Source organism: Mesorhizobium sp. B2-8-5 (assembly GCF_006440675.2).
Classification (GTDB): domain Bacteria; phylum Pseudomonadota; class Alphaproteobacteria; order Rhizobiales; family Rhizobiaceae; genus Mesorhizobium.
Window position 1 is genome coordinate 5,866,210 of the sequence record NZ_CP083951.1, and the last position, 16,774, is coordinate 5,882,983.

Consider the following 16,774-nt stretch of genomic DNA (forward strand, 5'->3'; position numbering starts at 1 on the left):
CTCAATTTGCTCCAAATTCTACATGAAGTGCCGCCGGCGCGCGGAACTCCCAGCCGCGGAACACCGGCTCCTTGCCCGGCACCAGCCTGAGATCCGGAAAACGCTCCAGCAGCAACCTTAGCGCCAGGCACATCTGCTCGCGCGCGAAGAAGCGGCCCGAGCAGAAATGATGGCCGAAGCCGAAGGCGGCGTGGTTGCCCTCGTTGCGATGGATATCGAAGCTGTCGGGATCGGTGAAGCGGCTTTCGTCGCGGCTGGCCGAGGAGACGAGCGCCGCAACGGGAGCTCCGGCGGGTATCGTCGCCCCGCCGATCTCCACGGCACGGGTCGTTTCACGCGTCTGCGTGCCGATCGGCGCCACCCAGCGCAGACCCTCGTCCACTGCTCTGGGCACGAAGGTTTCAGCATCGTCGAGCACCTGCCGCAACTGCTCAGGGTTCGTCAGCAGACCGACGAGGATGGAGCCGGCGCCGTGGCCAGGCTCCTGCATGCCTCCGAGCAAGATGACCTTGATGGTCGGCATCAGGAAATCGATCGAGCGGGTCGAGCCGTCAGGCATGCCGTCATGCAGCATATGCGAGAGCGCCGAGTCGTCGGGCTTGCGGATCAGCCGCTCGAGGGTTGGCCGGACGGCGGCGCCGACCTCGGCGCTGATCGCGTCGGCGGTTTCCTGCCGCTTCGGATCGTTCTCGAAATTGATGGCGCCCTGGGCAAGGCCATAGAACCAGCGCCGCAAGGTCGGCATATCGACGTCGGCAAGCCCGAGCGAGCGCGCCAGGCTCAGCGTCGACACCGGCTCGAAATAGTCGGCCATCAGCTCGGCCGAGCCGTGCGCGGCAATTCTGTCGAGATAGGGTTCGGCGATCGCGCGCACGAGATCGCCGGCATAGGAGGCTACGGTGCGCGGCCGGTATTTCGGATCGACGCCCTGGCGCAGTTGCTTATGAGTCTCACCGTCGGTGGTCAGGATGGTCGGCTTGCCGAAAGAGCGCTCGACCGGCGAGGTGCCGACGACCGCCGAGAAGATGTCGGGCGACTTGGCGACGGTCTCGACGTCCTTCCAGCGGGTGACGAACCAGAGATTGACCGCCGGCACGAAAGCGACCGGCGCGTTGCGCCTAAGCTCGGCGTAGATCGGATAGGGGTCAGCTTCCAGCGCCTCGACCGTGATACCATCGGTAAAGCTCATGCCGCTGCTCCCGCTCCGTTAAGGCGGGGCGGCGCGGACGCCGCCCCTTTGTCCATCAATCACCTGCCCATCAATCGCCGAGCGGCTGGCCGAGCCGTTCGAAGGCAGCCGGATCACGGCCTCGCAAAGCGCCTGCCAGCAACAGGCCGACCACGGCCGCGATCAGCACAAGCGCCGGCAGGAACACGCCGAGGAAGCCGCCGGCGCCCGACAGGCTGCCGAAATTGATGACGATCAGGTAGATGATGATGGCGAAGGCGATGAAGGTCAGCGCTGGCAGGATCGTGGTCTTCAGCCCGTTCTCCTGGTTGGACGGGTTGGCGCGGAAGTACATCACGACGGCGAGCGAGGCCACCGCCATCATGACGATGACGCCGAGCGTGGCGACGTTGGTGAGCCACGAGAACAGCGCCAGCACCGGGTCGAGGCCGAGCACCGCGAACAGCCCGATAACGACGGCCGCGAGCACGGTCTGGATCACCGAGGCGACATGCGGGCTCTGATGCGCCGAATGCGTCACGCCGATCGACTGCGGCAGGAGCTTTTCGCGGCCGGCGACGTAGATGTAGCGGGCGACCGCGTTGTGGAAGGCGAGCACGCCGGCGAACAGGCTGGAGACGAAGAGGATGCTCATGGCATGGGTGAGCAGCGTTCCGGCGTAGCGGTCGGAGAGGCCGAATAGGAAGGTGGTCGGATCCTGCAAAGCCTGCAGCGACGGCAACAGCTTGTCGACGCCGGCGCCTACCGCCATCAGCCAGGCGGTGATCATATAGAACAGGCCGATCAGGATGACGGAGAAATAGGTGGCGCGCGGAATGGTGACCTTCGGGTCGCGCGCCTCCTCGGCATAGATCGTGGTCGCCTCGAAGCCGATGAAGGCGGCAAAGCAGAACAGGATGGCGATGGCCGGCGCGCCGCTGGCGATCTGGCTCCAGCTGAAGGGCGCCGCCGACAGGCCGCTGTCGCCGCCGGTCTTGAGGATGGTGAGGTCGAGGATCAGCACGACGACGTATTCGGCAAGCACCAGCACCGTCAGGATCTTGGCCGACAGGTCGACCTGCCGGTAGCCGAGCACGGCGACGATGGCGATGGCAATGAAGCTCCACACCCACCAGGGCAGATTGATGCCCCAGCCGGCGAACAGCCCTGCGGTGGCCGCGCCCAGCAGGCCCATGACGCCGATCTGCATGGCGTTGTAGGAGAGGATCGCGATCAGCGCGACGGCGCCGCCGGCGAGGCCGCCAAGTCCACGCGCGGCGTAGGCGTAGAAGGCGCCGGCATTGCCGATGTGGCGCGACATGGCGACATAGCCAACCGCGAACAGGAGCAGCAACAGCGTCACGATCAGATAGGTGCCGGCAAAGCCGGCGCCGTTACCCATCAACATGCCGAGCGGCGTGCCGCCGGCAACGGCCGTGAGCGGTGCGGCGGCCGAAATCACCATGAAGGTGATGGCGCCGACGCCAAGGCTGTTCTTCCTCAGCCGGTTCACTTCTCCGGCTTCAAGTGTGGTCATTTTTCCCTCCATTCCGCATTGCGGAAACCAAGTGTCCCTGAGATGCCGAGGGCCTTCTGAGAGGGCCAATGCGCATTTCATTATTTGCAACGGCATTTCGATATTAGACTTGCAAAGGAATCGACTTGCTGTCAAGTTAATTCGCACGTTAAGTATCTGACGGAGGATCGGACACGCGATGAGCACGGTGGCCAAAGCCATTTCGCTGCTGGAGGTGCTGGGCGGCGGCGCGCCCGAGGCGGCGCTTGCCGACCTTGCCAAGGGCGCCGGCTTCGACAAGGCGACGACGCGCCGGCTGCTGGTTTCGCTCATTGCGCAAGGGCTGGTCGAGCAGGACGAGGCGACGCGCCTCTACCGGCTCGGAGCCGGCCTGACGCGGCTGGCGCTGATGCGCGAGGCGCAGTTTCCGTTCCTGCGCATGGCCGTGCCGGTGGTCGAGATGCTGGCCGCCGAGACCGGCGAGACGGTGCATCTCTCGGAATATTCGAAGCGCGGCCTGATCACCGTCCAGGTCATCGAATCGGCCAAGGCCAATCGTGTCAGCGTGCAACTCGGCGACGTGCTGCCGATGCATGCGACGGCGTCCGGCATCGCATTCCTGGCTTTCACCGAGGAGCGCATCCGCGAGGCCATCCTTGCCGGACCGATGCCGGCTTTCACGCCCTTCACCATCGGCGATGCAAACACTTTGGCCGAACAAGTCGCCGCCGCCCGCGCGCGCGGCCATTCCATCGGCGCGCAGGGTTTCGAGGAGGGCGTGATGAGCGTCGCCGCCCCGGTTCTCGGCACCGACGGCTACGCCATCGGCGCCATCGCGGTGGCGGCGCCGAGAGTGCGCACCCAAAAGGCCGACATCGAGCGGCTTGGCGTCAGCGTGACCGCCGCGGGTCGCGAGATCGGCGAGCGGCTGTTCGGCCGGCTGGCCGGCCAGAAGCGGGCCTGACAACCAACGAGAGACTGCAGGGAGACTGATGTGGAGGAGAAACGCCGAATCCTGGTTGTCGGTACCGGCGACACCAAGGCCGACGAGCTTCTGTTCATGCGCGAGCGCATCGAGGCCGTCGGCGGCGTTGCCGTGATGATGGACGTCAGCGTGCTTGGCGACCCGTCCTACAAGCCGGAGCATGACAAGCATGCGGTGGCGCGCGCGGCGGACACCACCATCGAGGCAATCATCGCCACCGGCGACGAGAATACCGCGATGACGCTGATGGCACTTGGCGCCTCGCGGCTTGCGCGCTCGCTGCACGACAGGGGCGAAATCGACGGCTTCATTGCGCTGGGCGGCTCGATGGGCACCGACCTTGCGCTCGACGTGGCACTGGCGCTGCCGCTCGGCGCGCCGAAATTCGTCGTCTCGACGATCGCCTATTCGCACCTCGTGCCGCCGGAGCGCATCGCCACCGACCTGATGATGATCCTGTGGGCCGGCGGCCTCTACGGGCTCAACAGCGCCTGCAAGGCGGTGCTGTCGCAGGCCAGCGGCGCCGTCGTCGGCGCCGCGCGGGCTGTCGTCAAACCCGATATGTCGCGGCCGAAGGTCGGCATGAGCTCGCTGGGCAAAAGCTGCCTGCAATATATGGTCACGCTGAAGCCTGAGCTGGAGAAGCGCGGCTATGAGGTCATCGTCTTCCACACCACCGGCATGGGCGGGCGGGCGCTGGAGGCGATCGCCGCGCAGAAAGGCTTCGTCGCGGTGCTCGATTTCAGCCTGCAGGAGCTTGCCAACCAGCTTACCGGCTCGGTGGTGAATTCGGGCACCGACCGGCTAGAGAATGCCGGGCGGCAAGGCATCCCGCAGATCGTCGCGCCCGGCGCCATCGACATGGTGGATTTCCCGACCTGGCAGGCCGTGCCGTCGCGCTTCACGGAACGGCCGTACCACGCGCATAACCGCCTGCTTGCCTCGGTCACCTCCGACGGCGCGACACGCCGGGAGATCGCGCGCGCCATCGGCGACAAGCTCGCCGCGGCGACCGGTCCGACCGCCTTCATCCTGCCCGCCGGCGGCATCCAGCAATGGGACCAGCAAGGCGAGCCGCTCTACGAGCCGGAAGCGCTGTCGGCCTTCGTCGAGGAGATGAGGGCGCGCGTGCCGGACAATGCCGAGCTGCATGAGATCGTCGGGCATATCAACGACGCCGCCTTCAGCGCCAAGGCGCTGGAAATCTTCGACCGCTGGGTGGCGGAAGGCATCGTTCCGCCCGGCGTGACCGGCAGGCGCGCGGCATGAGCCAGGTGAAGCCGCGGGCGCTGGTGTTGGACTTCGGCGGCGTGGTCACCCGCACTTTGTTCGAGACGCATGCGCTGACCGAGCAGGCGCTTGGCCTCAAGCCCGGCACGCTCGGTTGGCGCGGACCATTCGACCCGGTTTCCGATGCGTTGTGGCGCTCAATGCAGGCCGACGAGATCAGCGAACGCGACTACTGGAAAACGCGTACGCGCGAAGTCGGCCAATTGGTCGGAGAAGACTGGCAGGACATGCAGACCTTCGTGCAGCGAGCGCGCGGAGCGGAGCCGGAAAAAGTGGTGCGACCGGAGGCCGACCAAGCCATCCGCACGGCGCATGCCGCCGGTGTCCGCCTTGCCATCCTGTCGAACGAGCTCGACCTGTTCTATGGCGCTGATTTTCGCCAGCGCCTGCCGCTGCTTTCGCTTTTCGAGACGATCGTCGATGCGACCTATACGAAAATCCTCAAGCCCGATGCCCGCGCCTATGCGATGGTCGGCGAGGCGCTGCGGCTGCCGCTTGCGGCCTGCGTCTTCGTCGACGACCAAAAGCGCAATGTCGACGGTGCGATTGCCGCCGGCATGCCGACCGTTCATTTCGACGTCGCCCGACCGGCGCAAAGCTATGCCGAGGCGCTCAGCCATTTCGGCCTGACGCTCTCCTGATTGCAAAACCGGAGTTCCTCCCGATGCGTGACATCAACTTCCTCACCGAAAACAACGCCAAGCCGATCTGGCATCCGATGGCGCATCCGGCCGAAATGCGGGCGAGCCCGCCGAAGATCATCATGAAGGGCGAAGGCGTTTCGGTGACCGACGCCGAAGGCCGCACGGTGCTCGACGCCGTCGGCGGCCTCTGGAACGTCAACCTCGGCTACAGCTGCGATCCGATCAAGAAGGCGATGACGGGACAGCTCGACGCGCTCCCCTATTACTCAGGCTTTCGCGGCACCTCGACCGGGCCATCGATCGAGCTCGCTTACGAGCTGACCCAGTGGTTCGCGCCGGAGGGCATGGCGCGCGCCTTCTTCACCTCGGGAGGCTCGGACTCGGTCGAGACGGCGCTGCGGCTCGCGCGGCAATATTGGAAGATCCGCGGCCAGGGCGACCGCACGAAATTCCTGGCGCTGAAGAAGGGCTATCACGGCACGCATTTCGGCGGCGCCTCGGTCAACGGCAATGCCAATTTCCGGCGCAACTACGAACCGCTCCTGCCCGGCGTCTTCCACACACCGGCGCCGATGACCTACCGCAACCCGTTCGACGAGACCGACCCGGCGAAGCTTGCGAAGCTCTGCGCGCGGGCGATCGAGGAAGAGATCGCCTTTCAGGGCGCCGATACGATCGCCGCCTTCATCATGGAGCCGGTGCTCGGCGCCGGCGGCGTCATCGTCCCGCATGAGAGCTTCATGCCGATGGTGCGGGCGATCTGCGACCGCCACGACATCCTGTTGATCGCCGACGAGGTGGTGACGGGCTTCGGCCGCACCGGCGCCTGGTCAGGCTCGCGGCTCTCCAGCACGAAGCCGGATTTCATGACCATCGCCAAGGCGATCACATCGGGCTATTTCCCGCTCGGCGCGACAATGATCGGCGCCAAGGTCGCCGACGTCTTCGAGGCCGACAAGACGAGCTTCGGCGCGATCGGCCATGGCTATACCTATTCCGGTCATCCGGTCGGCTGCGCGGCCGGCCTGGCGGCTCTGGCCGAGACGAAGCGGCTGGCCGTCAACGAAAATGCCGCCGCGCGCGGCGTCGAGCTCGGCAAGGCGCTGGAGGCGCTGAAGGCGAAGCACCAACTGGTCGGCGATGTTCGTTACCAAGGCCTGATGGCGGCCCTCGAGCTGGTCTCGGACCGCGCCGCCAAGAAGCCGGTCGACAAGAAGACGATGGCCGCCGTCGCGGACGGCGCCTACGAGGCCGGCGTCATGCTGCGCGTCTCCGGCAACAACATCATCCTGTCGCCACCGCTGATCATAACCGCCGCCGATGTGGTAAAGATTGCCGAGGGGCTGGATGCGGGGTTGGCCGCTGCCGCGGCCTAGGGATTAGGGCTTGGGCAGTAGGGAATAGAGTAGGGGAAGAAGCCCTGCTGCCTACTGCCTACTGCCTACTGCCTACTGCCTGCAATCTCGCTTTGCGCCACGCCGCCGGCGACACGCCAACCGCCTGCCGAAAGAAGCGCGAGAAATAGGCGGGATCGTTGAAGCCGGTTTCGTAGGCGATGTCCTCGACCGTGCGGATGGTGAAGAGCAGCAGGCGCTTGGCCTCGACCAGGCGTCTTTCACCGATCGCCTGACGCACGCCCGAGCCCAGCACCTGATGCGCCGCTTTGTCGAGCAGATGGCGCGTGGTGCCGAGCTCCCCGACATAGCGCTCGACCGGCCAGTCATCGCGAAAATGCCGGTCGATCAGCCGCCTGAGCCGGCCGCCGAGAGCCACCACGGCCGGCACGGTCACCGCATGCGATTGGGCGTCGAGACGGGCGATGTGCGACAATGCCACCGCGATCAGCGGCGGCAGGATCTTTTCCGCGCCGGCTTGGGCCTCGACATATTCGGCCTGGATCATCTTGATGGTGTCGGTAAGCCGCTCCCAAGGCGCCGCGTCACCCCGCCCGGTCACGAAAACCGGCTGATCAAGCTGGAGGGCCGAGTGCTCGGCGATGGCCGCGAGCGCAGCGTCCGCGACCGAGACGACGATGGCGTCGGTGCCTAGCTCGATGTCGAACCCATGCACGACGCCGCTCGGCATGAAGCTCACCGTCGGCGCCGAAAAACTCCAGGTCTTGTCCTCGATCCGATAGACGCCCTGCCCGCTTGTCCAGAAGGTGATCTGCGCCATTTGCGGATGTTTGTGCGCCAGAACCCGGCCGCGGTGCACGGAAGCGCGGGCTTGCACGGTCTCGACATGCAGGAAGCCGACGTCGAGCGCCCGCGCCGGCTCGCCGTAGACGAAGAATTCCGGGATGGCGGTCTGGCTCATGGGACGCCCGAAAAAGTCCAATCGGTTTTACGCTTTCGTCCATAAACCATCCAGCGGCTTGCGGCTACTCTCCAACAATCCAAGGGAGGATCATGATGCGATCGGAAGAATTCCGGGCCGACAATTCGCGGCCGTTCACGGGCGCCGAATATCTGGCGAGCCTGCGCGACGGGCGCGAGGTCTACATCAATGGCGAACGGGTGGCCGATGTCACCAGCCATCCGGCAATGCGCAATTCGGTGCGTTCGCTGGCCCGCCTCTACGACGCGCTGCACGATCCGAACCAGCAGCCTGTGCTGACCTCGCCGACCGATACCGGCTCGGGCGGCTACACCCACAAATATTTCCGCGTCGCCCATTCCCCTGCCGATCTTGCCGCGCAGCAAAGCGCGATCGCGCATTGGGCGCGCATGACCTATGGCTGGATGGGCCGCACCGCCGACTACAAGGCGGCGCTGATGAACACGCTCGGCGCCAATGCCGAATGGTACGGGCCGTTCAAGGACAATGCGCGCGCCTGGCATAAACGCGCGCAAGAAGCCGTCCTGTTCATGAACCACGCCATCGTCAACCCGCCGATCGATCGCCACAAGCCGGCCGAGCAGGTGAAGGACGTGTTCGTGCACATCACCAAGGAGAACGACGCCGGCATTTGGGTGTCCGGCGCCAAGGTGGTGGCGACGTCGTCGGCGCTCACCCACTACAATTTCCTGGCGCAGAGCTCGGCGACAGTGACGGAAGATCCATCGCTGTCGGTGATGTTCATCGTGCCGATGAATGCGCCTGGCATAAAGATGTTCTGCCGCGTCTCCTATGAGCAGACGGCCAACACAGTCGGCCATCCCTTCGACTATCCGCTGTCGTCGCGCTTCGACGAGAACGACGCGATCCTGGTGCTCGACAACGTGTTCATCCCCTGGGAGGACGTGCTGGTGCTGCGCGATGCGCAGAAGATCCTGTCCTTCCACCCGGCGTCGGGCTTCATGCATGGCTATTGCTTCCAGGGTTGCATACGCTTCGCCGTCAAGCTCGACTTCCTCGCCGGACTGCTCGCCAAGGGGTTGCGCGCCACAGGCGGCGATGCCTTTCGCGGCAACCAGGCGGCGCTCGGCGAGGTGATTGCGCTGCGCCACATGTTCTGGAGCTTTTCCAATGCGATGGCGCACAATCCGATACCGTGGGCGAACGGCGCGGTGCTGCCCAATCTCGAGGCCGCGCTCGCTTACCGGACCTTCATGTCGGAAGCGTATCCGCGCGTCATCGACACGGTACGCCGGGTGATCGCCTCGGGGCTGATCTATCTGCCGTCCTCGGCACGCGACTTCGACAATCCCGAGATCGACCGCTATCTCGCGCAATATGTGCGCGGCTCCAACGACATGGGCCATATCGAGCGCATCAAGATCATGAAGCTGTTGTGGGACGCGACCGGCACCGAATTCGGCGGCCGCCACGCGCTCTACGAGCTCAACTATGCTGGTGCGCCGGAAGAGGTGCGGCTGCAGGTGCTGAAGGGCGCCGAACGCGGCGGCCGGCTGAAGCAGATGGAGGAACTGGTCGACCAATGCATGGCCGACTATGACGAAAAGGGCTGGACCGGCGACACCTGGCTGCCGCCGATTGCCGCCCAGCCCAACTGACGGGGGCCGGCGATGGAAGCGGCCATGACAACACAAGTCGCGAGGCTGGAATTCCGCGAGGCCATGGCGCGGGTCTGCGCGCCGGTCAACATCGTCACCACGGACGGTCCGGCCGGGCGCGGCGGCTTCACCGCGACCGCCATGTGCAGCGTCTCCGACGATCCGCCGACGCTGCTGGTCTGCATGAACGAGCGTTCGGCGCAGACCGGCATGTTCCTCGCCAACCAACGCTTCTGCGTCAACGTGCTGACCCAATCGCACATGCATCTGGCGGCAAAATTCGCCGGCGCGATCCGCGACATGGCCGAGCGCTATCAAGCCGCGCGCTGGCAGACGATGCCATCCGGCATGCCGGCGCTGCTCGACGCCATCGTCAGCTTCGATTGCGAGATCGGCGCGGTGAACAAGGTCGGCACGCACAATGTGATGTTCGGCCGCGTCGTCGACATTCGCCACGGCAGCGACGAGGCGGCGCTGCTCTATGTCGGGCGCAACTTCATGCAGCCGAGCGCGCTGGGGAGTTTTGGAGGGTAGGCTTCTCAGCCGTCCACCGACTCCGACTGGATCAGGCTCTCCAGCATGTCCAGCAAGCGCTCGTGCTCTTCGGCGCCGTAGCGCTTCTCGATGGCGTCGTAGATGGCGACCCGCTCGGGCGCCAGTTCCTCGATCAAGGCGACGCCGGCCGGGCTGATGGCGAGCAAGGCGCGGCGGCCGTCATCCTTGACCTTGTTGCGGGTGATGAACTCCCGCTCTTCCATCGCCTTGATGATGCGGGTGAGGCTCGGCGGCAGGATCGAGGCGCGGTTGGCGAGCTCGGTCGCCTCCAGCGGCCCGGTTTCGGCCAGCACGCGCAGCACGCGCCATTGCTGCTCGGTGATATCGTGGCGTGCGAGCATCGGCCGGAAATGCGCCATGATCACTTCGCGGGCGCGAAGCAGAGCCATGGGCAAGGAGCGGCGGGTGCTGGGCGGTAGCAAAATCAAGTCTCCGAAAAATTCCAGTCCAGTACGACTCGCAACAAAGATTAGGGCCCGGATCGCAGCTATATCCGCGATTTTGCCGAGGGCGGCAATCCCACCCGGAAGCTGCATCCGCGCAGAGAACGACGCTTGACATTCGGTCGTCAAGATGTAATTCACATGTTAACTACAAGGTGGAGGAAACCTTGCCCCATATGGCGATCGAATATTCGGCCAATCTCGACGCGAAGGTCGACATGGGCGAGCTTTGCGCGCTGATCTCGCGAACCATTCTCGAAACCGGGCTGTTCGAACCGGGCGCGGTCAGGGTCCGCGCGTTCCGCGCCGAAGCCTACGCGATTGCCGACCGGCTGCCGGAGAACGGCTTCATCGACATGAATTTCCGCATCGGCAAGGGCCGCAGCGCGGCGGAAAAGAAAAGCGCCGGCGAGGCGATCTTCGCGGCCGTGACAGATCACCTGGCATCGCTGTTTGCCACGCCGCATTTCGCGCTGTCGCTGGAGATCCGCGAGATCGACGCCGAACTGAGCTGGAAGAAGAACGCCATTCATCCGCGCCTGCGTGGCAAGTGATCTAGAACGGGAAAGAAATCATGGCGGCACTGGACGACAATCTGAGACAGGCCGAGGCCTATCTGGAACGCTTCCGGAAGGACGGCGTGCTCAACCAGATCGGCGGCGAAGCGATGCCTGCCGCGGACGGCTCGACCTTCGAGACGCTTTCGCCCGTTGACCTCAAGCCGATTGCCACCGTGGCACGCGGCAAGGCAGCCGACATAGACCGCGCGGCAAGAGCGGCCAAGGCTGCCTTCAAGGACTGGGCGGCGATCCCCGGCGACGCACGCAAGAAGCTGCTGCATAGAATAGCCGACGCCATCGTCGCGCGCGCCGAAGAGATCGCCTTCGTCGAATGCATGGACACCGGCCAGTCGCTGAAATTCATGGCCAAGGCGGCGTTGCGTGGCGCCGAGAACTTTCGCTTCTATGCCGACCGCGCGCCGGAAGCGCGTGACGGCCGCTCGCTGAGAGCGCCTAATCAGCTCAATCTGACGACGCGCGTGCCGATCGGCCCGGTCGGCGTGATCACGCCGTGGAACACGCCCTTCATGCTGTCGACCTGGAAGATCGCGCCGGCCTTGGCCGCCGGCTGCACTATCGTGCACAAGCCAGCCGAGCTGTCGCCGCTGACGGCACGGCTGCTGGTCGAGATCGCCGAGGAAGCCGGCCTGCCCAAGGGCGTGTGGAATCTGGTCAACGGCTTCGGCGAGGATGCCGGCCGCGCGCTGACCGAGCACCCCGACATCAAGGCGATCGGCTTCGTCGGCGAAAGCCGCACCGGCTCGATGATCATGAAACAGGGCGCCGAGACGCTGAAGCGCGTGCATTTCGAGCTCGGCGGCAAGAACCCGGTCATCGTCTTCGCCGACGCCGACCTGGAACGCGCGGCGGACGCCGCCGTCTTCATGATCTATTCGCTGAACGGCGAACGCTGCACCTCGTCGTCCCGCCTGCTGGTCGAGGCATCCGTCCACGACAAATTCACCGACATGGTGGCTGAGAAAGCCAGGCGCATCAGGATCGGCCATCCGCTCGATCCCGAAACTGTGGTCGGGCCGCTGATCCATCCGGTGCACGAGGAAAAAGTGCTCTCCTATATCGAGATCGGCAAATCGGAAGGCGCGGTGGTCGCCGCCGGCGGCGGCAAGTTCGCCGGCCCGGGCGGCGGCTGCTATGTCAGCCCGACGCTGTTCGTCGGCGCCACCAACAAGATGCGCATCGCCCAGGAGGAAATCTTCGGGCCGGTGCTGACGGCGATCCCGTTCAAGGACGAGGCCGATGCGCTGGCTCTCGCCAACGACACGCAATATGGGCTCACCGGTTATCTATGGACCTCCGACGTCACCCGCGCGCTGCGCTTCACCGACGCGCTCGACGCCGGCATGATCTGGGTGAATTCGGAGAATGTGCGGCATCTGCCGACGCCGTTCGGCGGCGTCAAGAGCTCCGGCATCGGCCGCGACGGCGGCGACTGGTCGTTCGACTTCTACATGGAAACCAAGAACATTGCGTTCGCCACGGCGCCGCACTCGATCCAGAAGCTCGGCGGCTGACCGGAGACACATGATGGCCCTGCCCCAACCCAACCTTTACCCCGCCTTCAACATCGTGCGGCTCAGCCATGTCGAGCTCGCCGTCACCGACCTGGCGAAATCCCGCGCCTTCTATGTCGACACGCTCGGCCTGCAGGTGACGGACGAGACCAGCGGCGCCATCTATCTGCGCGCCATGGAAGAGCGCGGCCATCACTGCATCGTGCTGCGCAAGGCGACGGCGCCGGAAGCGCGCGAGCTCGGCTTCAAGGTCTTCTCCGACGAGGACCTCGACAAGGCCGAGCATTTCTTCAAAGCCAAGGGCCTGCCGGTGGAGTGGGTCGAGCGGCCCTACCAGTCGCGCACCTTCCGCACCCGCGACCCGCACGGCATCCCGCTCGAATTTTATTCGAAGATGGAGCGGCTGCCGCCGATCCACCAGAAATACGCGCTTTATAAGGGCGTGAAGCCGCTGCGTATCGACCACTTCAACTGCTTCTCGCCGAATGTCGATGAATCGGTTGCCTTCTACAACGAGCTCGGCTTCCGCGTGACCGAATACACCGAGGACGGCGAGACCGGAAAACTGTGGGCCGCCTGGACGCACCGCAAGGGCGGCGTGCACGACATCGCCTTCACCAACGGCCTCGGCCCGCGCTTGCACCATGTCGCCTTCTGGGTGCCGACGCCGCTCAACATCATCGACCTGCTCGACCTGATGGCGACCACCGGCTATGTCGGCAATATCGAGCGCGGGCCTGGACGGCACGGCATCTCCAACGCCTTCTTCCTCTACATCCGCGACCCGGACAACCATCGCATCGAGATCTATTGCTCGGACTACCAGACGGTCGATCCCGATCTCGAGCCGATCAGATGGGACCTCAAGGACCCGCAGCGCCAGACGCTGTGGGGCGCGCCGGCGCCGCGAAGCTGGTTCGAGGAAGGCAGCGTTTTCGCGGGTGCCGAGCCGCGCAAGTCCGATCTGGCGGCCTCGCCGATCGTGGCGCCTTAACGGAGCATCAGCATGAGCGCGGGACGCCTCGCCACCTTCACCGCCGGCGGCAAGACGCGCTACGGCGCCATCACCGACAAGGGTGTCGCCGACCTCTCGGCGCGTCATCCCGAATGGCCGACGCTGCGCGAAGTGATCGAGGCCGGCGCGCTCGGCAAACTCGCCGAAGAGGCCGAGGGTCTAGCAGCCGATTTCAGCGTCAAGGACATCGCCTACGAAATCCCGATCCCCTCACCTGAAAAGATCATCTGCGTCGGCGTCAACTATCCGGACCGCAACGAGGAGTACAAGGACGGGCAGGCGGCGCCTTCGAACCCGTCGCTGTTCATCCGCTTCCCGCGTTCCTTCGTCGGCCATGGCGCGCCGTTGGTGCGGCCACCGGAATCACCGCAGCTCGACTATGAAGGCGAGGTCGTCGTCGTCATCGGCAAGGGCGGCCGCCGCATACCGGAGGCCAATGCGCTCGGCCATATCGCGGCGCTCTCGCTGTGCAACGAAGGCACGATCCGCGACTGGGTGCGTCACGCCAAGTTCAACGTCACCCAAGGCAAGAATTTCGATCGGACCGGCTCGATCGGTCCCTGGCTGGTGCCGTTCACCGATGAGTCGCAGATCGCCGACATTTCGCTGACCACCCGCGTCAACGGCGAGCTGCGCCAGCAGGACCGCACCGGGCGCATGATCTTTTCGTTCGCCAAGATCATCAACTACATCTCGACCTTCACCACGCTGGTGCCGGGCGATGTCATCGTCACCGGCACGCCAACGGGCGCCGGCGCCCGCTTCGACCCGCCGGTCTGGCTGAAGCCGGGCGATGTGATCAAGGTCGAGGCCGACGGCATCGGGCAGCTTCGCAACGGCGTCGTCGACGAGGGAACCGGCCGATGATGACGGAAAGCCAAGTCGAGGCCGCCGCACAGCGGCTGTTCGAAGCCGAGCGCGACCGCCGGCAGATCAGGCTGCTCAGCCTCGATTTTCCTCAGGCGACGATGGACGACGCCTATCGCGTGCAGGCGGCGCTGGTGAAGCGCAAGGCTGCATCGGGACTGACGATCAAGGGCTGGAAGATCGGCCTGACCTCGAAGGCGATGCAGTCGGCGCTCAGCATCGACATTCCCGATTCCGGGATCCTGTTCGACGACATGTTCTTCGCGGACGGCGGCACGGTGCCGGCCGATCGTTTCATCCAGCCGCGTATCGAGGCCGAGATCGCCTTCGTCATGAAGGCGCCTTTGGCCGGTCCTGACATCTCGATCGACGATGTGCTCGACGCCACCGACCACATCACGCCTGCGCTTGAAATCCTCGACACCCGCATCGAGAGGATGAACAAGGAGACCGGCAAGATCAGGACCTTCTTCGACACGATCTCGGACAATGCCGCCAATGCCGGCATCGTCGTCGGCGGCCGCAAGGCCAGTCCGCGCGAGGCGGATCTGCGCTGGATCGGCGCCATCGTGTCGCGCAACGGCGAGGTGGAGGAAACGGGGCTCGGCGCCGGCGTGCTCGATCATCCGGCCAAGGGTATCGTCTGGCTCGCCAACCGGCTGCATCAATACGGCATGCGGATCGAGGCCGGTCAGGTCGTGCTGTCGGGCTCCTTCATCCGACCGGTCGAATGCCGACATGGCGACGAGATCGTCTCGGATTTCGGCCCCTTTGGTGCGATCCGCATCGCGTTCGCCTGATCGGCTTATTCCAGCACAGAAAGAAAAAGGCCGGGCGCGAAAGCGGCCCGGCCAAGCATGAAGGTCATAACCTTCAGAGGGGAACATCGCCCGGCGCAATGGGAGGAAAACACCGAGCGATGACCCTTATTTGGGGCCTGAGCGGCGGATTTTCCACGAACGGAATTCCAAAAAAGATCGAAATTGCGAAAAAAACTCGCTCGACTGCGCGAAATCTTCAGCCAGCGGCCGATGCTTTTTCCAACAGATCGGCATAGTGACGCCGCGCCACGTCGGGATGCGACCTCAGCCGGCTCTTCAGCACATTGGTCCCGACGTTGCGGAAGAGCGGATTGTCAGGGTCGCTAGCCGGGCCGCGCGCTTCGGCCGCCAATTCCTCGGCCAGGTCGAGAAGCGGGATCGTGGCGTCGAGCCGGGCGCTGAAGAAGAACGGAACCGAAATCCGTTCGACGCCGGCTGGCGGCGTGACGACGCGATGCACGGTAGCCCTGAGATAGCCGTTCGAGGCGAGTTCGAGCAGTTCGCCGATGTTGACGACGAGCGTCAGCGGGATCGGGTCGACATCGACCCAGCTGCCGTCATATTCGACCTGCAGGCCCTTGTTCTCGTCCTGCAGCAGGAGGGTCAGGAACCCGCCATCCTTGTGCGCGCCGACGCCCTGGTCGTCGCCGGTGGCGTCGCGACCGGGATAGCGCACGATCTTCATGCGATGGTTCGGTTCGCCGCGATAGATCGGATCGAAAGCGTCCTCCGGCTGGTCGAGCGACGCCGCGAAAGCCTTGAGCAGCCGGATCGCCACGTCGGTCGCCTTTGCCTGCCAGGCGAGCAGCGCGGGCTTCAGATCGGGAAATGCGGCCGGCCACTGGTTCGGACCCTGCAGCCGCGTCCAGGCTGGCACTCCCGGACCCTGCGCAATGGTCGTACGCTCGACGCCGATGTCGAGCTGCTCGCGCCAGTCGGCCTTGCCCCTGGTCAGCTCGCCGCCGGCGCGCGTATAGCCACGGAACTGCGGCGACTTCACCATTTCGATACCGAGCTTGTCGGCCTCCGGCAGAGCGAAGAAGCGGCGGGCGGCGCCCAGCACCGCATCGATCTCCGGTTGGGTGATGCCGTGGCCGCTGAGATAGAAGAAGCCGACGTCGCGGGCGGCTGTGCGCAAGTCAAACAGAAAAGTTCGAAGCTCCGACGGACCCTGCTCCAAGCGATCGAGATCGAGCACCGGAATTATTCTGGGCATGGACAGGCTCCTCCTACGGCAACTCTTGTTTTTCGCAATTCCGGACGGAAACCGCTGCACACTTTCCTTGGAATTGCTCTAGCGCCCCTGCCGCAAGATGACATGCGCGCCATTGCGGGTGAAGAAACGCGCCGACCAATCTCATTGCAAACGGCGCAAGCCGGCGCTCAATTCCCGGGTTTTGCGGCAAATCGCGTTCAAATGGG

General features: G+C 64.9%; 16 protein-coding genes. 11 read left to right on the plus strand and 5 right to left on the minus strand.

Going from position 1 to position 16,774, the window contains the following annotated elements:
* Window position 1: 1 nt before the first annotated feature.
* Together FJ430_RS28975 and FJ430_RS28980 are read right to left on the minus strand one after the other, a co-directional pair.
* Window positions 2-1,189, minus strand: a complete 1,188-nt coding sequence (locus FJ430_RS28975) for a cytochrome P450 (RefSeq protein WP_140705043.1) — start codon at window positions 1,187-1,189, stop codon at window positions 2-4.
* A gap of 70 nt (window positions 1,190-1,259) precedes the next feature.
* Entirely contained in the window at window positions 1,260-2,717 is a 1,458-nt protein-coding gene (locus tag FJ430_RS28980) for an APC family permease (protein WP_181175338.1), read from the minus strand.
* A 166-nt stretch (window positions 2,718-2,883) separates the two neighbouring features.
* Here FJ430_RS28980 and FJ430_RS28985 point away from each other — a divergent pair, with 166 nt between their 5' ends.
* Genes FJ430_RS28985 through FJ430_RS29000 form a run of 4 tightly spaced genes read left to right on the plus strand, consistent with a single transcriptional unit; the run spans window position 2,884 to window position 6,979 of the window.
* On the plus strand, window positions 2,884-3,648 hold the full coding sequence (locus tag FJ430_RS28985) for an IclR family transcriptional regulator (RefSeq protein ID WP_140705039.1): 765 nt from the start codon (window positions 2,884-2,886) through the stop codon (window positions 3,646-3,648).
* Window positions 3,649-3,678: 30 nt separating this feature from the next.
* Window positions 3,679-4,938 carry a Tm-1-like ATP-binding domain-containing protein gene (locus tag FJ430_RS28990; RefSeq protein WP_140705037.1) on the plus strand — a complete coding sequence of 420 codons (1,260 nt, stop codon included), beginning with the start codon at window positions 3,679-3,681 and terminating at the stop codon, window positions 4,936-4,938.
* Entirely contained in the window at window positions 4,935-5,600 is a 666-nt protein-coding gene (locus tag FJ430_RS28995) for an HAD family hydrolase (RefSeq protein ID WP_140705035.1), read from the plus strand. Before FJ430_RS28990 ends, FJ430_RS28995 begins: the two co-directional genes overlap by 4 nt.
* Window positions 5,601-5,623: 23 nt before the next feature.
* Window positions 5,624-6,979: an aminotransferase class III-fold pyridoxal phosphate-dependent enzyme gene (locus FJ430_RS29000; protein WP_140705033.1), complete on the plus strand. Its 1,356-nt coding sequence runs from the start codon at window positions 5,624-5,626 to the stop codon at window positions 6,977-6,979.
* A gap of 58 nt (window positions 6,980-7,037) precedes the next feature.
* Here FJ430_RS29000 and FJ430_RS29005 read toward each other — a convergent pair whose 3' ends face one another.
* Window positions 7,038-7,919: a helix-turn-helix domain-containing protein gene (locus FJ430_RS29005; RefSeq protein WP_140705031.1), complete on the minus strand. Its 882-nt coding sequence runs from the start codon at window positions 7,917-7,919 to the stop codon at window positions 7,038-7,040.
* A gap of 95 nt (window positions 7,920-8,014) precedes the next feature.
* Between FJ430_RS29005 and FJ430_RS29010 the strand changes: the two genes are divergently transcribed.
* Together FJ430_RS29010 and FJ430_RS29015 are read left to right on the plus strand one after the other, a co-directional pair.
* Window positions 8,015-9,559: a 4-hydroxyphenylacetate 3-hydroxylase N-terminal domain-containing protein gene (locus FJ430_RS29010; RefSeq protein ID WP_140705029.1), complete on the plus strand. Its 1,545-nt coding sequence runs from the start codon at window positions 8,015-8,017 to the stop codon at window positions 9,557-9,559.
* A gap of 24 nt (window positions 9,560-9,583) precedes the next feature.
* The gene (locus tag FJ430_RS29015; protein ID WP_140657338.1) at window positions 9,584-10,093 is read left to right on the plus strand and encodes a flavin reductase; all 510 of its coding nucleotides are present in this window, start codon (window positions 9,584-9,586) and stop codon (window positions 10,091-10,093) included.
* A gap of 5 nt (window positions 10,094-10,098) precedes the next feature.
* Here the strand turns inward: FJ430_RS29015 and hpaR are convergent, their stop codons facing one another.
* Window positions 10,099-10,503 carry a homoprotocatechuate degradation operon regulator HpaR gene (gene hpaR / locus FJ430_RS29020; RefSeq protein ID WP_226891946.1) on the minus strand — a complete coding sequence of 135 codons (405 nt, stop codon included), beginning with the start codon at window positions 10,501-10,503 and terminating at the stop codon, window positions 10,099-10,101.
* Window positions 10,504-10,724: 221 nt separating this feature from the next.
* Here hpaR and FJ430_RS29025 point away from each other — a divergent pair, with 221 nt between their 5' ends.
* Genes FJ430_RS29025 through hpaH form a run of 5 tightly spaced genes read left to right on the plus strand, consistent with a single transcriptional unit; the run spans window position 10,725 to window position 15,331 of the window.
* On the plus strand, window positions 10,725-11,111 hold the full coding sequence (locus FJ430_RS29025) for a 5-carboxymethyl-2-hydroxymuconate Delta-isomerase (protein ID WP_140705025.1): 387 nt from the start codon (window positions 10,725-10,727) through the stop codon (window positions 11,109-11,111).
* Window positions 11,112-11,131: 20 nt separating this feature from the next.
* Window positions 11,132-12,649 (plus strand): 5-carboxymethyl-2-hydroxymuconate semialdehyde dehydrogenase, encoded by a 1,518-nt coding sequence (hpaE, locus tag FJ430_RS29030; RefSeq protein WP_140705022.1) that lies wholly within the window; start codon window positions 11,132-11,134, stop codon window positions 12,647-12,649.
* Between the two features lie 13 nt (window positions 12,650-12,662).
* On the plus strand, window positions 12,663-13,643 hold the full coding sequence (gene hpaD, locus FJ430_RS29035) for a 3,4-dihydroxyphenylacetate 2,3-dioxygenase (protein WP_140705020.1): 981 nt from the start codon (window positions 12,663-12,665) through the stop codon (window positions 13,641-13,643).
* 12 nt (window positions 13,644-13,655) lie between these two features.
* The gene (locus tag FJ430_RS29040; RefSeq protein ID WP_140705018.1) at window positions 13,656-14,531 is read left to right on the plus strand and encodes a fumarylacetoacetate hydrolase family protein; all 876 of its coding nucleotides are present in this window, start codon (window positions 13,656-13,658) and stop codon (window positions 14,529-14,531) included.
* A complete protein-coding gene (gene hpaH / locus FJ430_RS29045) occupies window positions 14,528-15,331 on the plus strand; it encodes a 2-oxo-hept-4-ene-1,7-dioate hydratase (RefSeq protein WP_181175336.1) in 804 nt (267 codons plus the stop codon). Before FJ430_RS29040 ends, hpaH begins: the two co-directional genes overlap by 4 nt.
* 217 nt (window positions 15,332-15,548) lie before the next feature.
* Here the strand turns inward: hpaH and FJ430_RS29050 are convergent, their stop codons facing one another.
* Window positions 15,549-16,568 carry an isopenicillin N synthase family dioxygenase gene (locus tag FJ430_RS29050; protein WP_140705016.1) on the minus strand — a complete coding sequence of 340 codons (1,020 nt, stop codon included), beginning with the start codon at window positions 16,566-16,568 and terminating at the stop codon, window positions 15,549-15,551.
* Window positions 16,569-16,774: the final 206 nt, after the last annotated feature.